This is a genomic window from Epilithonimonas sp. (genome assembly GCF_032055105.1).
GTDB lineage: Bacteria > Bacteroidota > Bacteroidia > Flavobacteriales > Weeksellaceae > Epilithonimonas.
Genome location: NZ_DAMBRK010000019.1, coordinates 1 through 18,689, shown reverse-complemented (window position 1 = coordinate 18,689; position 18,689 = coordinate 1). Strand labels below are relative to the sequence as shown.

General features: G+C 35.2%; 12 protein-coding genes. All 12 read right to left on the bottom strand.

From position 1 onward, the window contains the following. Positions 1 to 7 precede the first annotated feature (7 nt). A complete protein-coding gene (locus RTY06_RS14190; RefSeq protein WP_312825634.1) occupies positions 8 to 2,044 on the bottom strand; it encodes an alpha-glucuronidase in 2,037 nt (678 codons plus the stop codon). Positions 2,045 to 2,168: 124 nt separating this feature from the next. Next, positions 2,169 to 3,134, bottom strand: coding sequence for a glycoside hydrolase family 43 protein (locus RTY06_RS14185; protein WP_312825633.1), 966 nt, complete (start codon positions 3,132 to 3,134; stop codon positions 2,169 to 2,171). A 51-nt stretch (positions 3,135 to 3,185) separates the two neighbouring features. After that, positions 3,186 to 4,295 (bottom strand): endo-1,4-beta-xylanase, encoded by a 1,110-nt coding sequence (locus tag RTY06_RS14180; protein WP_312825632.1) that lies wholly within the window; start codon positions 4,293 to 4,295, stop codon positions 3,186 to 3,188. A 2-nt stretch (positions 4,296 to 4,297) separates the two neighbouring features. Continuing rightward, the gene (locus RTY06_RS14175) at positions 4,298 to 5,749 is read right to left on the bottom strand and encodes an MFS transporter (RefSeq protein ID WP_312825631.1); all 1,452 of its coding nucleotides are present in this window, start codon (positions 5,747 to 5,749) and stop codon (positions 4,298 to 4,300) included. Between the two features lie 22 nt (positions 5,750 to 5,771). Beyond that, positions 5,772 to 7,688: a sialate O-acetylesterase gene (locus tag RTY06_RS14170; protein ID WP_312825630.1), complete on the bottom strand. Its 1,917-nt coding sequence runs from the start codon at positions 7,686 to 7,688 to the stop codon at positions 5,772 to 5,774. Between the two features lie 9 nt (positions 7,689 to 7,697). Further along, complete coding sequence (locus RTY06_RS14165; protein ID WP_312825629.1) at positions 7,698 to 9,407, bottom strand: DUF5597 domain-containing protein; 1,710 nt, start codon at positions 9,405 to 9,407, stop codon at positions 7,698 to 7,700. Positions 9,408 to 9,950: 543 nt separating this feature from the next. Beyond that, positions 9,951 to 12,470: a glycosyl hydrolase 115 family protein gene (locus RTY06_RS14160; RefSeq protein WP_312825628.1), complete on the bottom strand. Its 2,520-nt coding sequence runs from the start codon at positions 12,468 to 12,470 to the stop codon at positions 9,951 to 9,953. 24 nt (positions 12,471 to 12,494) lie between these two features. Continuing rightward, entirely contained in the window at positions 12,495 to 14,186 is a 1,692-nt protein-coding gene (locus tag RTY06_RS14155) for a glycoside hydrolase family 43 protein (protein ID WP_312825627.1), read from the bottom strand. 2 nt (positions 14,187 to 14,188) lie between these two features. Next, complete coding sequence (locus tag RTY06_RS14150) at positions 14,189 to 15,478, bottom strand: MFS transporter (RefSeq protein ID WP_312825626.1); 1,290 nt, start codon at positions 15,476 to 15,478, stop codon at positions 14,189 to 14,191. A gap of 1 nt (position 15,479) precedes the next feature. Next, complete coding sequence (locus RTY06_RS14145) at positions 15,480 to 16,118, bottom strand: bifunctional 4-hydroxy-2-oxoglutarate aldolase/2-dehydro-3-deoxy-phosphogluconate aldolase (protein WP_312825625.1); 639 nt, start codon at positions 16,116 to 16,118, stop codon at positions 15,480 to 15,482. Then, positions 16,115 to 17,122: a sugar kinase gene (locus RTY06_RS14140; protein WP_312825624.1), complete on the bottom strand. Its 1,008-nt coding sequence runs from the start codon at positions 17,120 to 17,122 to the stop codon at positions 16,115 to 16,117. Before RTY06_RS14140 ends, RTY06_RS14145 begins: the two co-directional genes overlap by 4 nt. Continuing rightward, positions 17,122 to 18,537: a glucuronate isomerase gene (gene uxaC, locus RTY06_RS14135; RefSeq protein ID WP_312825623.1), complete on the bottom strand. Its 1,416-nt coding sequence runs from the start codon at positions 18,535 to 18,537 to the stop codon at positions 17,122 to 17,124. Before uxaC ends, RTY06_RS14140 begins: the two co-directional genes overlap by 1 nt. Positions 18,538 to 18,689: the final 152 nt, after the last annotated feature.

Below are 18,689 nucleotides of genomic sequence, written 5' to 3'. Positions count from 1 at the left end.
ATTAATACTAATTATGATGCCCCATATTAAGTTTAATCTTCTTCAGGTCTTCCAATTCGTGAACTGGGCGTTCTATATCATAAGGAATTGGCTGTTTTGAGAAAGTCTGGAAATAAAGCAGACAAGCATCCTTCCACCAAACCGCATCTTTTGCCTGAATTTTAAGTCTTGATTGAACAGATTTGAATCTCTCTTCATCGACATAAGTTTGTAGCTTATCCCAAGTTTTTTGATAATCACGGACATTTTTCACACCTGTATCATATTTGAAACAAAGTTCTTCCCAAAGCGTTTTCCCATCCTTCATTTTGTAATTCCATGGAATGTGATGAAACCAAAGAATTAGATTTTCTGGCGTAGTTTTTATATTTTCATAAGTTTCATTAAGTGGTGGAAAGTATAATGAAACTGCATTACTTCCTGTTTTTGTCCTATCAAATCCTACTCCATTTGCATCCGCTTTATGGTAATAAACCGGCGACCAATCTGGTCTTCCGCCTTTGTAATCGCCCCAAGGTTCTGGTCCATAATGATGTCCCGAAGCAAAAATATGATGAAGTCCCAAAGGCATCATATAATCCACAGCAGTTTCTCTTGACGTAAGCATTATTTCCTTTACAGGTTTTACAAAATCCTGATTATCTGTGAAAGTCATTTTAATCCATTCATTGACAATCTGTTCGGAAGACAACTCGTGATTCCAAGCCAAACGTCCGAAAGCATACCAATTGGCTTGCGCAAAGTGATGACCTGTCCAATTTGTGTCTTCTCCAATATTAGCCACAGCAGAAATCGCAGTGATTTTATTTTTCATTAAAGTTCCATCTGTCAATTTTGCAATTGTAGAACCTTTGCCAAAAGAATAAGTATCGCTGTCCAAATTTTCCTTGAATAATGGCGCTAAATAAACCAAGTGATTTGAAAACCCAAGATATTCCTGAGTGATTTGAAATTCCACCATTTCGGGTGTTTTCTTCAAAGCTCCAAATAACGGATTGAAAGCTTCTCTCGGTTGGAAATCTATCGGTCCATTTTTGATTTGAATAATTACATTATCCTTGAACTTTCCATCCAACGGAACAAATTCCAAATAGGCTTGTTTTGCTCTATCTTCCTTGCTCGGACTATAAACAAAAGCACGCCACATAATGATTCCGCCAAAAGGTTTTAATGCATCCGCCATCATATTCGCGCCGTCTGCGTGGGTTCTTCCATAATCTTGTGGACCTGGCTGACCTTCGGAATTGGCTTTAACCAAAAAACCTCCAAAATCTGGAATCAATTTATAAATTTCAGACGCTTTTCTTTTCCACCAATTTTGAACATTTTTATTCAATGGATCCGAATTTTCTAATCCATCCAAAACTTTTGGCGAAGAGAAATTGACGGATAAATAAACCTTAATTCCATAAGGTCTGAAAATATCAGCCAAGATTTTCACTTTTTCGAGGTAATCTTTTCTAAGGATATTTGGCGAAGCGTTGACGTTATTGAGAACTACAGAATTAATTCCGATTGATGCATTAGCTCTTGCATATTCTTTGTAACGAGGCGAAATTTTGTTTGGTAAATCTTCCCATTTCCAAAGCGAATGTCCTGCATAACCACGCTCAATAGTTCCATCCAGATTATCCCAATGATTGAGGATTCTGACATCATAAGAAGGTTTTTCTGTAATATTTAGATTGTCCAGATTTTGTTTCGTTTGCTGAAGTCTGAGAATATTATAAACTCCATACAACAAACCAATTTCTTTGCTGGAAGAAATGGTGATTTTGTCTGATGATGATTTGATTGTATAACCATCTTTCAGGTTATTCAAAGCTTTATCTGTTCTTAATTCCACAGTTTGTCCTTGCCAGAAATTGGTTAATTCATTTTTAGCCAATTCAATGGTTGGATTGTTTCCTTTTGAAATGATCTTGTCAGCAGAAATTCCGTTTTTGACATTCGGAAATCTGAGCCATAATTGACTTCCATCTTCGGCGAAAATCGAGAATGGAATTAATAAAAATATTAAAATATAAGCTTTGAAATTTTGCATTTGAAATGGTTTTGTCCGTTAATATTGAACCCTATCGGGTTCAGAAATCGGGATGTATATTCTCCCATAGGTTGCACCTACGGCTATTCAGATTGAACCATTCGGTTCTTTGGAAACGGTTTATTTAATCTAAACCTTCGATGGTTTTGATTTTTCCGTTTTCGTCATATTCTAATTCTACGACTTTCATACTTCTGAGCCAGGTTTTGCCTTCACTAGGAACAGAATCGTGGAAGAAGAGATACCATTTTCCTTTAAATTCAACAATACTGTGATGTGTTGTCCAGCCAACAACAGGCGTTAAAATCTCGCCTTGAAAAGTGAACGGACCATAAGGATTATCGCCAATCGCATAACACAAAAGATGAGAATCTCCAGTTGAATAAGAGAAGTAATAATTATCATTATACTTATGCATCCAAGACGCTTCGAAGAACCTGTGAGGATTGCCGTGAAGTAATTCGTCTCCGTTTTTATCCAAAATCAATAAATCTTTTGGTTCTTCAGCAAACTCTAACATATCATCACTCAAAAGAGCCACTTTTGACGGAATTGCTGGTTCATCGTCATTTGGTAAAATTGCAGATTCCAAAGCTTTGTTGTTTCTGTAACGCTGTAATTGTCCGCCCCAGATTCCTCCAAAATACATATAATGTTTTCCATTTTCTTCAAAAATACACGGATCGATGCTGTAACTTCCTAACATCGGATGCGGTTCCGGAATGAAAGATCCATAAGGTTTGTCGCTTACAGCAACTCCTATTCTGAAAATATCATTTTTATCTTTCAAAGGAAAATACATATAATATTTACCATTTTTGTGTGCCACATCGCAATCCCAAAGTTGTCTTCCTGACCAATTGATATCCTTTACTGAAAGAACAACGCCGTGATCTGTCACTTCGCCATTTTCAACATCATCCAAAGAGAAAACGTGATAATCATTCATATCGAAATGGTCACCGTTGTCGTTCTCCTCTATTCCACTTTCGCGGTCGTGAGATGGATAGATGTAAAGTTTGCCTTCGAAAACGTGAACAGATGGATCTGCCATATAATCTTTCGGGAAAAGGTATTTTGATTTGTTCATTATATTTTAGATATTTAGATAATAGACTGATAGATAATAGATATATAGATTTTATTTTGCTAGTTTGATAATTTTTTCAACAATTGGTTTTGTGTTGCAATTGCGATCGAAAAACAAAGGATAATCTGTTCTTCCTTTCACTGGGAAATCATTTTTCCAAGATTGCGCATCGGTTACACCCCACAAAGTGACTCTTCTGACTTTGCTTTTATGCTTCAGAAACAATCGGAAAAAATCTGCATATCTGTTTTCCCATTTTTCTTCGGCATCTTTTGGAAGTCCTGTTTTGTAAGGATTCATTTTTTCGTTGTATTCTACTTTATCAGAAATATTAGCCGAAGTTCCCCAAGGTGACGGAAGAACACTCAGGTCTAACTCTGTGATATTAACTTTAACGCCAGCAGCTGTATATTTTACAATTGCATTTTCATATTCTGCAAGAGTTGGACTTGTCATATCGATATGCGCTTGCATTCCTACACCATCAATTCGGATTCCTCTGGATTTCAGATTTTTCACCATTTTGACAACCGTTTCTATTTTTCCCGGATGCCATTCATTATAATCGTTGTAATAAAGTTCTGCATCTGGGTCAGCTTCCTGAGCATATTTGAAAGCTAATGGAATGAATTCTTCGCCAAGGATTTCATAGAATTTACTCTTACGATAAGATCCGTTTTCCATAATTACCTCATTGACAACATCCCAACCTTTCACTCGGCCTTTGTATCTTGTGACAACGGTACTGATATGAGATTTCATTCTTTGTTTAAGAACTTCTGCAGAAACATCTTTCCCATTTTTATCTACAAAAAACCAATCCGGTAATTGAGAATGCCAAATGAGTGTATGACCAATGGTAAACATATTATATTTTTCTCCTAGTGCCACAAATTTGTCTGCATCATCAAAGAAAAACTGACCTTCTTTCGGTTGCAAAAACATAGATTTCATACAGTTTTCCGCAACAATAGAACTGAATTGATTTTTAACAATATCTGCAGCTTGCTTATCGGCTTCATAAATTTGGGATAAATCTAATGCTGCTCCAATGAAAAAATCATCTTTGTAAGCTTCTTTCAAAGTATTGGCTTGCTGAGAAAATATTGCGCTTGGAATCATCGCAGCAACAATACTTAATGAAAATAGTATCTTATTCATAATTAATTATTTTTTCTTCTTTCTGCTAAATCTTGTTCCAACTGGACTTCCATTTTTTTATCAATTTTATAAAAGAAAAGTAATCCACAAGCTAAGAAAAACGGTATAGATGGGAATATACTTACCAACATCTTTGCGCCTGTAGCAACAGTTTCTGGCTGAATGACATTTTGAGTTTCTCCTGCAGAGATGTATCCGTATTTTCCTATTATTAATGCTACTAAAGAACTTCCGATACTCAAACCGACTTTCAATCCAACCATCATTGCAGAAAAAATAATAGCGGTAGCTCTTCTGTTGTTTTTCCATTCCGAGTAATCTGCTACATCGGCAATCATCGCCCACAAAAGCGGTGTACTGATTCCGTAGAAAAATCCGTGCAAAATCTGAGATGTAAACATTAATCCAACGGATTTTGATGGATAGAATAGAAAGAGAAAAACAAAAATTGTAGAGATAAATAAAGACGCAATAAAGACGTCACGCTTTCCATATTTGTCTGCGAATTTTTTTGAAAATGTAATACCAATAATCATCATAATAATTCCACCTGCATTGAATAATCCGAAACCAGCAGATCTAGGATCTTCGCCAAAGAAATTCATCCCAATAGAACTGAAGAATCCTGTAATTGGAGAAATGAAATTTTTAAGCGACGCTTCATCTACATAATTATTAAAATAATAAACATAAGAACCGCCTTTCATAGCTAGTGTAATGAAGATCATTGTTGTCACAACCAACATAATCACCCAAGGTTTGTTTTTGAAAAGATCTTTAAGATCATCTTTTAAACTGGATTCTTGTTCTGGTTTTGGAATAACTCTTTCTTTGGTGGTAAAAAATGTAATCAATAACATAATTGATCCTATAATAGCCAACCAAGTCATCACAATCTCGATTCCGACAGCTTTATCGCCATTACCAGCCGATAAAATAATTGGTAACATAAAAACCTGCACAAAAAACTGGGAAAACATTACCGCAACAAATCGATAAGACGAAATGCTATTTCTTTCTCCCATATCGCCTGTAATCACGCCACTAAGCGCAGCATAAGGCAAGTTGTTTCCTGCATACAAAAGCAACAGTAAAGTATAAGTTATCGCCGCATAAATGATTTTACCTTTGTATGAAAAATCTGGTGTACTGAATGCAAACAAGGCTGCAACACCCAATGGAATAGCCGTAAACAGAATCCAAGGACGGAATTTTCCCCATTTGGTTCGTGTTCTGTCAGCTAACGCACCAATCATTGGATTAAATCCAAAACCGGCAATTAATCCAACAACCAAAGTAATTAGAGATGCGTCTTCTGCTTTTAAACCATAGATATCTGTATAAAAATAAGCTAAATAAGTCACCAAAGTTTGGAACACGAGATTCGCTGCCAAATCTCCTAAACTATAACCTACTTTTTCGATTACTGATATTTTTTGTGATTGATTATTCATTATGATTGATTGTGATTTGAGTTTATTTTAAGCTTGATTCTGTAGTGAATGGAGAAGCTGGAAGTCCAGATTTGTTGCTCAAATTTCCATTCGGATTATCTGCCCAATCGTATCTTACGGCAACTGGTTTTTTGACATCATCATTCCAAACAACAACTTTGTTTCCCACTATTTTTGCTTTTGCCCATTGATAATTTCCCTCTTTAGACTTGATCGCAAAACCTTTCAGTTCTGTTTCAGGTTTCAATTGATTGGTATTGGGTTTGAAGGACAGAATGATTTTTCTTCCTTCAATTTTCATTGATTGATAGATTGGTCCGTCTGCAACAACATTTTTAAGATAAGTTTTCTTCAAAGCCTGAAGTGCCAATCTTTCTCCCACAGTTTTTTTATTTAACGGATGGATGTCATTCCATTCTCCAATATCAATCGTAACAGCCAATCCAGAATTGGGAACTTTTTGAGAAACCAAAAGTTGCTGATTTCTCAACTCTGCCCAATTGCTTTCTACAGGTTCATTTTTAGGATCCATAAAGTTAGCTAACTGCACAATGTAAAAAGGCAAAGTAGGATTTCCCCATTTGTTTCTCCAATCCACGATCATTGTTGACAAAAGATCTCTGTATTCTTTCGGTTTCGAAGCATTACTTTCCCCTTGATACCAGATAAAACCTTTGATTGCGTAATTTGTGATTGGATTAATCATCGCATTGTAAAGTCCTGTTGGTTTCCATCGGATGAAAGTTTGTCCTGGCGCAACACGATCCATTTTAGCACCTATTTTATATTTCCATTCTCCTTTCAAATCCAATTTTTGACCATCGATTTCCAGAAAATAAGGTTTATCCATTATGAATTGTCCTTTTCCGCTTACGTTTGTCACTCTTACCGCAATGATATTTTTACCTTCTTTCAAAACTCCGGCTTCGATATTGTACCATCTTGGTGGGTATTCGTAAGTTACATTGCCTACTTTTTTTCCATTAATGTAAGTTTCATCAGCATCTTTTATTCTTCCTAAATTTAAAAAAGCAGATTTCTCAGCTTGAGTTTTGGTTAGATTAATTTCTTTTCTGAGCCAAACCGAACCTTCAAAATCACCTTCTTGATCTTCCCAAGAACCGGGCATTGTAATGGTTTTCCAATCAGAATCATTGAAATCCAATTTCTCCCACCCTTTTTGCAAACCAAGATCCAGAAGATTAAGCTCTCCGTACCAAGCTTTGCTATGAGCTTGCTCGGTTTCTTCTGTGGATTTGATAAGATTATCATTTTTCCATTTTTCGGCTTCGGTGATATATTCTGGATAATTCTTGAGCGCTCCTGCATCCATCCAAGCCTGAACCGGCGAACCTCCTAAACTAGAATTGATGATCCCAACCGGAACTTTATTTTTTTCATTCAATTCTTTAGCAAAAAAATAGGCTACACCAGAAAAATTGAGAATCGTCTCTGGATTGGTTGATTCCCATTTTCCATCAGAAAAATCAGTTTCTGCTGTTTTGAAATTATACTTTTGAGGAACTGTGAAAAATCTGATGTTAGAATTATTCGCATTTTTGATTTCGTCTCCATAAAGCGGAGTCAATCTTCTCATTGGCAATTCCATATTAGACTGTCCGGAAGCTAACCAAACATCGCCTAGCAAAATATCATTAAGAGTAACTTCATTAATGATCATTGTATAAGGACCACCAGCAGGAAGTTTCGGAAGAGTAATTTTCCAATTTCCATTGATGTCTGCAACTGTAGAATAGCTTTTGTTTTGAAATTTGACAATCACTTTTTCTTCAGAATCGGCTTGTCCCCAAATTTTAATATTGGTATTACGCTGAAGAATCATTCCATCAGAAACTAATGCAGGAAGCTTGATTTTTGCATTGACAAGAGAAAATCTTGAAATGATAATGAGCGATAAAAATTGATATAGATATTTCATGGTTAAGTTTTATTGATATTCATATAATCTGACTTGCAGAATCTGGAAATCATCTACACCGATTCTTACGTGTCTCCCTTGATGCGTTTGGTCGCCATTCAGTCGTCTGATGTATTTGAATTTTCCATTCTCATCAATACTGACTTCATCCACAGAACCAATTCCTGCTCTTTTCCCGCCATTCCAAACGGTTTGAGTTTGAGATTTTCCACCTTGTGCAGCAAATCCATCTTCGCCCAAATCCTTTGCCTGAATCACTTTTTTCTCACTCTCTTTTTCGAACTCAACTACGATTCCGCTTCCGGCAATGATGTATTCGTCTTTTGCTAATCTTAAAATTAATCCACCGCCTTCTGGCCAAACGTTTCCATTTTTTGCACGTGGATCCCAAGGAAGAGAGAAATAATGTCTTGCTGTGATTTTGAGATCATCATAATTAATGATTCGCTCCGAGTTTTTTTGGTCAAAAAGCAAACCTTTGGATTGACCTTGTCCTTGATATTTCGCCAGTAAAGGCATTAATTCTTTTAATTTAGAATAAGCTTCTGCTAATCTTTTGCTTCCGGTTTCAGAATTGTTTTCGATAGAAAATGGACTGTAACCAATCGCATCGTGCTCACCAAAAGCGTAGAAAGCTTGGACACCATTATTCTGGGTCATTTTGATTTCCGGAACAAATAATGGATTGTTGTGAAGTTTATACTTTGAAGACCATTCCGCAAAATCACCATCGTAAAAATCAGGAGCCAGAATGTCTATACTAGGCGCTCCAGCGTGCCAAATGTCCACAAGATGTGCCAATGGTCCGCCTGCAGGATATTCCCCGGGTTGGCGGTTTCTACTGTTCATCGCCGCATTCACGTACAAAGGAAGATTGTAGATTTTTCTAGATTCTTTGGCTAATTCTTCTACATATTTTGCATAAGAATAAGCTGTGAACAACTCATCTGTATAAAGATCAGCTCCGAAAATCTCTTGCCAATTCCCTTTGGTTTTGAAACCTTGTTTTCCCCATTTTTCTGATAAAGATGGATGAAGCTCTTTTTTATTTTTAGTCAAAAAGTTAATCAGTTGTTCCGGAACTTGTGCATTGAAAGCGGCATTAGCTTCCTTAGAATAATCACGCGCACCTTCCAACATTCCGATCTCATTTTCTACCTGAACCATTACTACAGTTCCTTTATCCTTATCAAAGTCAGAAATATGTTTTATTAATTCCAGATAAGCTTTTTTATCAGCTTCTAAAACATTCTTGGAAAAGGAACTTGCAATTTCCAATGGTTTTCCAGCTTTGGAATAAGCTCTTGGATATTTTTTATAATCTTGTTTGAACCAAAGTGGCGCATAACAACTCATCGAATTTTTCCAAGAACCAAACCATAAGAAAACAACTTTCAAATTGTTTGTACGAGCTTGATTAATGGTTTTATCAATTAAACTGAAATCAAATTTACCTTCTTGTTGTTCTATCAAATCCCAATAAGCAGGAACCAGAACCGTGTTCAATCCCATATTTTGAAGCTTCGGAAAATCTCTTTCGATATCCTGAAAAGAGGATGCAGAAGAATTTCCTAATTCTCCTCCCAAAATCAAAAACGGTTTGTTATCAACCATTAATTGTGTGGCTGTCCCCTTTTTCTGAAGATGAGGAATATCTTGCGCCTGAGTAAAAAATGCCACCGCAGTTCCAAGAAGAATAAAGCTTTTTCTGAGATTCATAATAAAGTTTTTTATATTATATATTTTAATTAGAGTTTTAGAATTATTAACACTATCCTCCACTCTATTTGCAAATGTTAATTGAACATTTATAAAAATAAAAGAAAGAATTTATCTACCAAATATTTTTACTCAACCTAAATATTTCCAATCTAAAAACCTTTATTTTACAATTCAATTTTTTGTTAAAAACAAGGTTAACTTATCATAAAAAATAAGATATTTAAAACACTATTAAATCAAGATAATAGGCTCAAACAACTTATCAATTAATACAATAACAAGCTTCCTAAATTGATTCAGAATTTTGCGACAATTTGCTTATCGTATTTTTTACAATATCCTATAAGGTTTTATATTTTTTATAATCAGAATTTTTGCTTAATTATTTTAACATAATTTTAACATTAAATTCACTTTTGATTAATCTAAATATTAGTGAAATTCTGTTTTTTGAAGGACAAATAATTACCAAAATCTCATTCCAAAAGATCATTTCTAAAATCTTTAAAGAAATTAATCTAATATTTGATTCATAATCGGTTAAAATTCACTTTCCGGAGCACCGAGATAAGAATCTTTCAAACCACCTGTATTAATCAGTATTTTTTCTAAAACAATTCCAGCATCTAAAACTCGGAAACGTAAAGTATGTTTGCCTGTTTTCGAAATCTTATGTTTTGTTTTGGATTTGATAATATGTTCAGCTTGCCAACCTTCTAATTCTCCTCTGTAATGCCCATTGAAATTGACAATCTGTGGCTTTTCATTATCAAAAGAAATCTCATAACGCAAACCTTTGTTTGAATTAAAATTAAGGGTTGGTGCTAATAACAATTGAACTTCAAATTCTCCAGTTGAAGTGAAATCGACTTCATATTCCAACGAAATATTTTCATTTTGTTTGGGAGAAATATTTTGTGGAAAAGTGGTAACACCAGACAAGGTTTTGCCAAAATCCGGAATGATTTGCCACTCGATTTTATCCGAATTATTCTTTTTTGCGAAATGTTCTGCTTCGATAGAAATATAACCGTCTTTCTCTTTGAAAACTCTGTTTTTTAAAACTTCATCCTTCGAAACATAATCTACTATTGGCATCACATTTTTGTCCGGCTGTTGCCAATAGGTGTAACCAATATGCGTTTGATCCATCATATGCTTCCATTTCCCGCCAGAAATTTCGTTGTTATATCGGTTGGAAAGAAATGCGTCATATTCAAAATCCTTTTTCACTTGGTCAGCAAAATCATTAGCTCTGATGTCTTTTTTGGAAAATAATTCTTGATTTTTAGCGACCGAAAAATACATATCGTACAAATTGCTCATCGCATCTACAGGATATAAAATTAACTGAAAATAAGCATCTTGATAAGCTTTCGGAAGTTGGTTGTAAATCCTGTAAGCGTCCAAAGAAAGATTTTTGTATTCGTTTTTTACGGTTTCAAATTCATTATAATTTTCGAGACTGTAAGTTTTGCTGTTCAGCATTTCAGCAGTCACTCTTCTGTTGAATTTTGGATAAGTATTCAGAATTTTTGCAATGTCTTTTGAATAACGTTCTCCAAACTGTTCCGAAGCCCATTTCTCGGTGTATTCCAGAAGATTCTGAGCATTGAATTGTTTTGGATTCCAAGCCATATCCAGGAAAAAACTGATTGGGAATTCCATTGGTTTCAAATCGCCGACATTCACAATCCAGATTTTATCAACCTTATGTTCATAAGTCAGATTCATCTGTTCCCAAACTCTTTGGATTGGACTGATGTTAATCCATTTGGAATTTCTCGGTCCGCCAACATAATCAAAATGATAATACATTCCGTAACCGCCTTTGTGCAAAGGTTTTGACAAATCCGGGAGCTTGCGGACATTGCCCCAATTGTCATCACAAAACAGCAAAGTCACATCATCCGGAACGCGCATTCCTGCGTCATAATAATCCTGAACTTCTTTGTACAAAGCCCAAAGTTGCGGTGTTTGGCTCGCTTTTTTATCAGACGTTTTTTCTATAATTTGTCTTTGATTTTTAACGATATTTTCAAGAAGTGAAATATTGGTTCCCTCTCCCATCGCTTCGTCGCCGTCGCCACGCATCCCAACTGTTACAATCTTTTCCCAATTTTTGGAACGTTCGATTCCGGTTTTCCAGAACTCGTCCAAAACTTTTTGGTTTTTAGAATAATCCCAAACATTGGGAAGATTATTTTTCTTGATGTATCGTCTCCAATCCTGCTGTGCCAAAGCCATTGGCTCGTGATGCGATGTTCCCATTACGATTCCCATTTCGTTGGCTAAAACTCCGTTTTGTGGGTCATCATCGTAGAAAGCACTTCCCCACATTGCCGGCCAAACGTAATTGCCTTTGAGTCTCAAAACCAATTCAAAAACTTTTTCATAAAACTTGGAATTGAAACCGCCAAAAGTCGCTCTCGCCCAACCTCCAAGCGAAGGTTCTTCATCATTAAGGAAAATTCCACGGTATTCTACGGCTGGTTCGTTGTCTGTATAGATTCCTTTTTTGAAACATAGATTTTCCGATTTTTTGACCGGAACATCTGCCCAATAATTCCACGGTGAAACACCTATTTGCTTAGAAAATTCGTAGATTCCATAGATGGTTCCGCGTTTGTCACTTCCTGCAATCACAATGATATCTGAGATTCCATTAAAATCTTTAATATTTTGAATCAGATATTTTTCTCGTTTTCCTTTTAAATCTTTTTCGTTGAGTTTTTTCTGTTTGATTAATTCATCAATAATCGAATTCGTTGCAATCGTTCCGATGATGATTAAAGGCGAATTTGAATTTGAAATTTGATTAATGATATTCGGAGTTTCACCTGTGACTTTTTGAAAATCTGTCTGAAGATTATTGACTGCTCTCAGAATTCCTTTATCGATGGATTGGTTTACGAATAATGAAATATTTGTTGATTTTTCATTTAGAACAATAACATCAGAACTTTTTTCAGTTGTGATGAAAGGTTGAGCCGATTTTAACTTCAATCCAAAACCGAAACTAAAAATTATGATTAAAATTGATTTCAAAAATGGATTCATTATCAATAATTTTAAATATTAATTTTACAACTTGATGTCATTATCAGACGTTGCATACAATCCAATCAAACTTCCTGTAAATCCGCCTGCAACATCTGTTGACAAAATATCGCCAGACACTTTTCCTCCAAGATTCTTAAAGTTTTTTCCATCCAAAGAATAATTGAACTGATAATCATCCGCCACTACAGAAACCTGGAGCTGTATATTTTTCGAAAGCGAAATCTTCTCACTAGAAATTATAGTTGAATTTCCTTTTTCTGTACGTTCCAAAACAATGTAGAAATCTTTATCTTTCTTAGTAATTCCAAAAACATAATTGAAATTTTCACTTTGATAACAAGTGATTCCAGCCAAGTCTTTTTCAGATTTTGGTTTAAAATCTAAAGAAACCGTAGTTTCTGATGTAGCGTGCTGTTGTCTGTGAAACAATGCAGAAACTGGCGCTTTTGCTTTGATATTCGTTGAAAAAGGATTGATTTTAATTCCATTTTTTGTTGATGAAATGAAACTTTCACGAGGTCCACGCATTGCAATCCATCGGTAATCCAATCGAGATTTTTTCAAATCATCATTGAAAGTGAAATTCCCATTCGGAAAAAACTCTTTATTATTAGTTTGATTTTTTACACCGTTTGGCATTTTCAATTTGGGTTTCATTGGCACCAAACCATTTTGAAAAACAGGATAAGTTCCGCTCCAATCTACAGGCAAAATAAAAGTTTCACGACCTGTCGTCACTCTATTTTTCTCATTAGGACGAATGGCTAAAAATACGCCGTAATACTTCCCATCAGGTGTTTCCACCAAATCGGCGTGACCAGCCCAATCCACTTTGTCTTTTCTGTCTTTCGGGAAATTTCTTTGGGTTAAAATCGGATTATTTCCGGCCGGAACAAATGGACCTTTCGGTGAATCTGCCATAAAAATCACTTCGCTGTGATTGCCTCCAGTTCCGCCTTCTGCACACATCAGGAAATATTTTCCGTCTTTTTTGTACAAATGTGGACCTTCTATCCAAATCGGTTTTTGCGAAATATCAACGCCACCATTCACAATAATTTTATCTGAACCGGCAACAACTTGGTCTTTTTCCAAATCATATTCCCAGATTTTGATAACTCTGTGTCCGCTGTATTGTTCCGTCCCTTTTGGTGGTGCATCGTTGTGAACAATGTAGGCTTTTCCGTCATCATCAAAGAAAATGGAAGGGTCGATTCCGTCGAAGTTGAGTTTTTGAACTTCGCTCCAGCCTTGTTTTGGGTCTTTTGTTTTCACGACCATATTTCCGATTCCGCTCGCAATCTGCGTGGTAATCATATAAAAAGTGTCGTTGAACTTATTATATTTAATATCAGGAGCGTAAATTCCTTCTGAAAATCCGGCTTTGCCAACTTTTAATTGTGAAGGTCTGTCGAGAACGTGACCAATTTGTTTCCAATTCACCAAATCATTAGAATGAAAAATAGGAACGCCTGGAAACATTGCAAAAGAAGAATTCACCAAATAATAATCGTTTCCTTTTCTCGTGATACTCGGATCCGGATAACAACCTTGAAGAATCGGAGAATAGAACTCGTCTTCTTTCAAAGGATTTTCTGTGTAAATTTTGTCATTTCCTTTGTAAGAAAAATCAGAAAACACCTGAGCCGAATTATTTTGAAATAAAAATAAAACCGAAGCTGTATAAAGATATTTTTTAAGATTATTTTTCATAGTTACATTTTATTATTTTGAATATTTTCTTTTCTGTTAATTAATTTAATAACCAGCCAAGCAGAGACGTAAGCAATTCCAGCAATGAAGAAAATGATATTGTAAGCACCATTTATATTCCCTGCATTTTTGAAAATGTCTAAGACAATTCCTATGAAAAGAGGAAAAATAATTCCGGCAACAGATCCCATCATTCCACCAAAACCAATGACAGAACTTACATAATTATTAGGTAGTCTATCACCAACTGAAGTCATTAGATTAGCACTCCAGCCTTGATGTGCTGCGGTTGCAAAAGCAATTACAATCGTTATCATCCACATATTATCCAGATATTTTGAAAACATCACTGGAACTACAAACAGAGCGAAAAGTAACATTGTGAAATTTCGAGCTTTGTTGATTTCCCAGCCTTTTTTGATTAATGTTGAAGACAAATAACCGCCTCCAATACTTCCAATGGTTGTTCCTCCGTAGATTAAAATCAATGGTAATGAAGGTTTTGTCAAATCCATTTTGAAAACATCTGCAAAATATGCAGGTAACCAAAACATAAAGAAATACCAAATCGGGTCGGTCATCATTTTCCCAATGGCGAAAGACCAAGTTGCTTTTAATTTTAAAATATCTTTCAGAGGTGCACTTGGCAGATTATTTTGATTTTCCTCTTGGTCACTTTTGATGTAAGCCAGTTCTTCTGCAGAAAGATTTTTATTTTCTTCCGGTTTATTATAAAAACACCACCAAAGAATCAACCACAACAATCCGGCTGCGCCAATCCAGACAAATGTTTCCTGCCAACCGTAATGTCCCAAAATAAAAGGCACCAAAATAGGCGCTAATATCGCTCCTACTGTCGCTCCAGAATTAAAAATTCCAGTTGCTAAAGCTCTTTCTTTTTTCGGAAACCATTCTGCCACAGACTTTATCGCTGCAGGAAAATTACCCGCTTCTGAAACACCTAAAGCTGTTCTTGCAAACAAAAATCCCATTGTACTTTTCACAAAACCGTGGCCAATAGAAGCCAAACTCCACACGACCAAAGAAACCGCGTATCCAATTTTGGAACCTACTCTATCTACAAATCTTCCCATCAGAAGATTTCCCAGAGCATAAGACGCTGTGAAAGCCATCACAATGTAACTGTAATCCTTTTCTGTCCAGCCAAATTCGGCTTCCAAAGTGGGTTTAAGAAGTCCCATCACTTGTCGGTCGAGGTAATTGATTGTTGTTGCCAAGAAAACCAAAAACAACATAAACCATCTCAGATTCTTTTTTTGTGGTGCTTGCATTTTATTGATTTAATTGGGTTAAAAGATTCTCAACGTTGGTTTTCAATTCTTCTGCAGAAACATCTTTTTTAATTAAAGAACTTCCCAATCCTACAGCAATTGCACCACCTTTCAGCCAATCATTGATGTCATTAATTTCCGCATCGATTCCGCCAGTTGGCATAAAATTCATTTCTGGGAAAACGGCTTGGATGGATTTGATATAATTTTTCCCAAGCGCATCTGCAGGGAATATTTTGACTAATCTTAATCCATTTTGATAAGCAATATTGACATCCGAAGGCGTAAAACAACCCGGAATCAGAGGAATATTGTTTTGAACAGAATGTTTGATTAATTCTACATTAATTATTGGCGTGATGATGAAATCTGCTTTTGCAATATTGTAGAAATCATCCAACTCATCTACATTTTTCACCGTTCCAATTCCTAATAAAAGTTCCGGAAATTCTGATTCGGTAATCTCTTTCAATTTTTTAAAATTTTCAAAAGCCTGATGTCCACGATTCGTATATTCAATCACTCGGATTCCTGCATCATAAAGCGCTTTGATGATATTTTTTGAAACCTCAAAAGACTCATTGTAAAACAATGGAATGATTTTCTGAGATTTGATTTTTTCTATAATTGATAAACTCATAATTCGTTAATATTAATGGTTTCATTAATCGTATCGCCTTTCACAAAAAGCTTTTTGAAAGCCACTTTGGCTGCATCTTCTAATATTTTCTGAATCGGATTTTCATTAATTTTTCCGTGAATCAGCGACGCCATAAAAGAATCACCGCTTCCTACTCTTTCTTCAATTTTATCCGAATAATATTTTTGAGAAATATAAAGTTGGTTATCAGCATAAATAGTCGCAGAATAATTAACTTCATCACCTTTTGTAAAGCGAAAAGTGTTGGCAATCAATTCTACATCTGGATATTGTTTTTGAATTTCAGACGCCGATTTTTCAGCTTGTTTCAATAGATTTTCATCATCGAAAGTCCCATTCAATTCATATTCGATTGGAATATTCAAAAATTCCTGAATCGACCAGATATTTCCCATTAGAACATTAACAAACGGCATCAATTGAGAAATTTTCTCATAAGGATTTTGATTCTGCCAAAGCGATGCACGATAATTGAGATCTAAAGAAATTTTGATATTTCGAGCGTTAGCTTCCTTCATCAATTCCAAACATTTTCTAAAAGCATTCTCGCTCAAAGCTGGTGTAATCGTACTGATGTGAAGCCATTTGACATTAGAAAAAATTTCCTCTAAATTTAATTTTGAAAAATCAGAATCTGTGAAAACTGACGGAAAACGGTCATAAATGACTTTTGCGTTTTGCATATCGCCATCAGAAGCCAGATAAAACGTTCCCATTCTTCCTGAGTTTTTTTCAGCAAAAACTTCGACATTTTCATTTTTCAATTTTGATTCTAACTGATTTCCGAGATAATTTTCTGGCAATGCAGTATAAAATTTCACAGAATTTCCCCATTTCGAAAGTGCTGAAGCGACATTATACTCTGCTCCGCCAACATAAATTTTCATCGATTGATTGTTCACCCAATCGCCGTCAGAATCTGGTGCGAAATGCAAAAGCAATTCTCCAAAACACAAGATTTTATTTGAATTTGAATCTGTCATTAGAATCCAAAGTAGTTTTTAGTATTATTAAAACAGATATCCTGCACGATTTTCCCGACCCATTCTTCATCGTTAGGAAGCATTCCGTTTTCCATCTCGGTTCCGAACATATTACAAAGCAATCTTCTGAAATAATCGTGTCTTGAGAACGACAGCAGACTTCTAGAATCTGTTAACATTCCTACAAAAGTGCTTATCAATCCGATGTTGGAAAGTGTGTTCAATTGTTTTTGCATTCCGTCGAGTTGGTCTAGAAACCACCAAGCTGCGCCGAATTGTATTTTTGATTTGATTCCAGATTCGTTGAAATTGCCAGCAAGTGTTGCTAAAACTTCGTTGTAAATTGGATTCAGATTATAAATAATTGTTTTGGCTAATTGTCCTTCAGAATTGAGTTCGTCAAGCATCACGCTCATTCTTTGTGCAAAATATTGTTCAGAAATTGCATCATAACCCGCATTAATTCCAACATTTTTCAACATCAGAGAATTATTATTTCGAGTCGCACCAACGTGGAATTGCTGAACCCAATTTTTCTCAGCATACATCTTACAAAGCTCTTTCAAGAGATAACCACACAAAGCTTCTGGATTGGAAAATGAAGTTTTATTTCCTTTCAAAAACTCAGTGAATTCTTTTTCTAAATCTGAATTCCATTTCGTTGTATCAGGAAAATATTCGAAGCCGTGATCTGAAATTTTGGAGCCAACCTCATCAAAATAATTGATTCTGGATTGAAGTGCATTCAGTAAATCAAAAGTCGAATGAATTGAAAATCCTACGACACTTTCAAGCGTTTTTATTTTGTTGAGATATTCTTGCGGATTGATAATATTAATGTAAACATCCGGACGAAAAGCAGGCAAAACATTGGTTTTGAATAAACTTCCTTTCAAAGCTTTATGAAAACCAAGGTCGTCCGCTGGGTCATCTGTTGTGCAAAGCGTTTCCACTTTGAATTTTTCAATAATAGATTGTGGTAAAAAGTCGGAGCTTTGCAGACAATCATTCATTTTAGAATAAACAGAATTGGCATTGTTTGGTGTTAGATATTCTTTAATTCCGAAAGGATTTTTAAGTTCAAGATGCGTCCAATGGAATAATGGATTCCGCAAAGTATAAGGAACTGTTTCTGCCCATTTTCGGAATTTTTCTTCATCCGAAGTATTACCTGAAATGAATTTTTCATCAATCCCAAAATTTCGCATTGCACGCCATTTATAATGATCACCATCCAACCAAATTGCTGTTGGAGAATGGAAATTATGGTTGTTTGAAATTACATCCGGTTCCAAATGATTATGATAATCTATAATCGGAAGATCTTTCACAAAACCAAAGTAGAGATTCTCCGCTTTTAAATTTTTTAACAGAAAAGAATCGGAGAAAATATCGTTAGGAATTCTGTCTTTCATTTTTAATTTTTATTGGTTTTAAGATTGACAAGAATCTTATTTTTTAGAAAAAAGACCCTGCTAAAAATTTAAATTAATGACAAGGTCTTCTAAGAAAATATAACTCGTAGTGCATTATTAAATTAATTCAATTTTAAGTCTATTCATTTTTC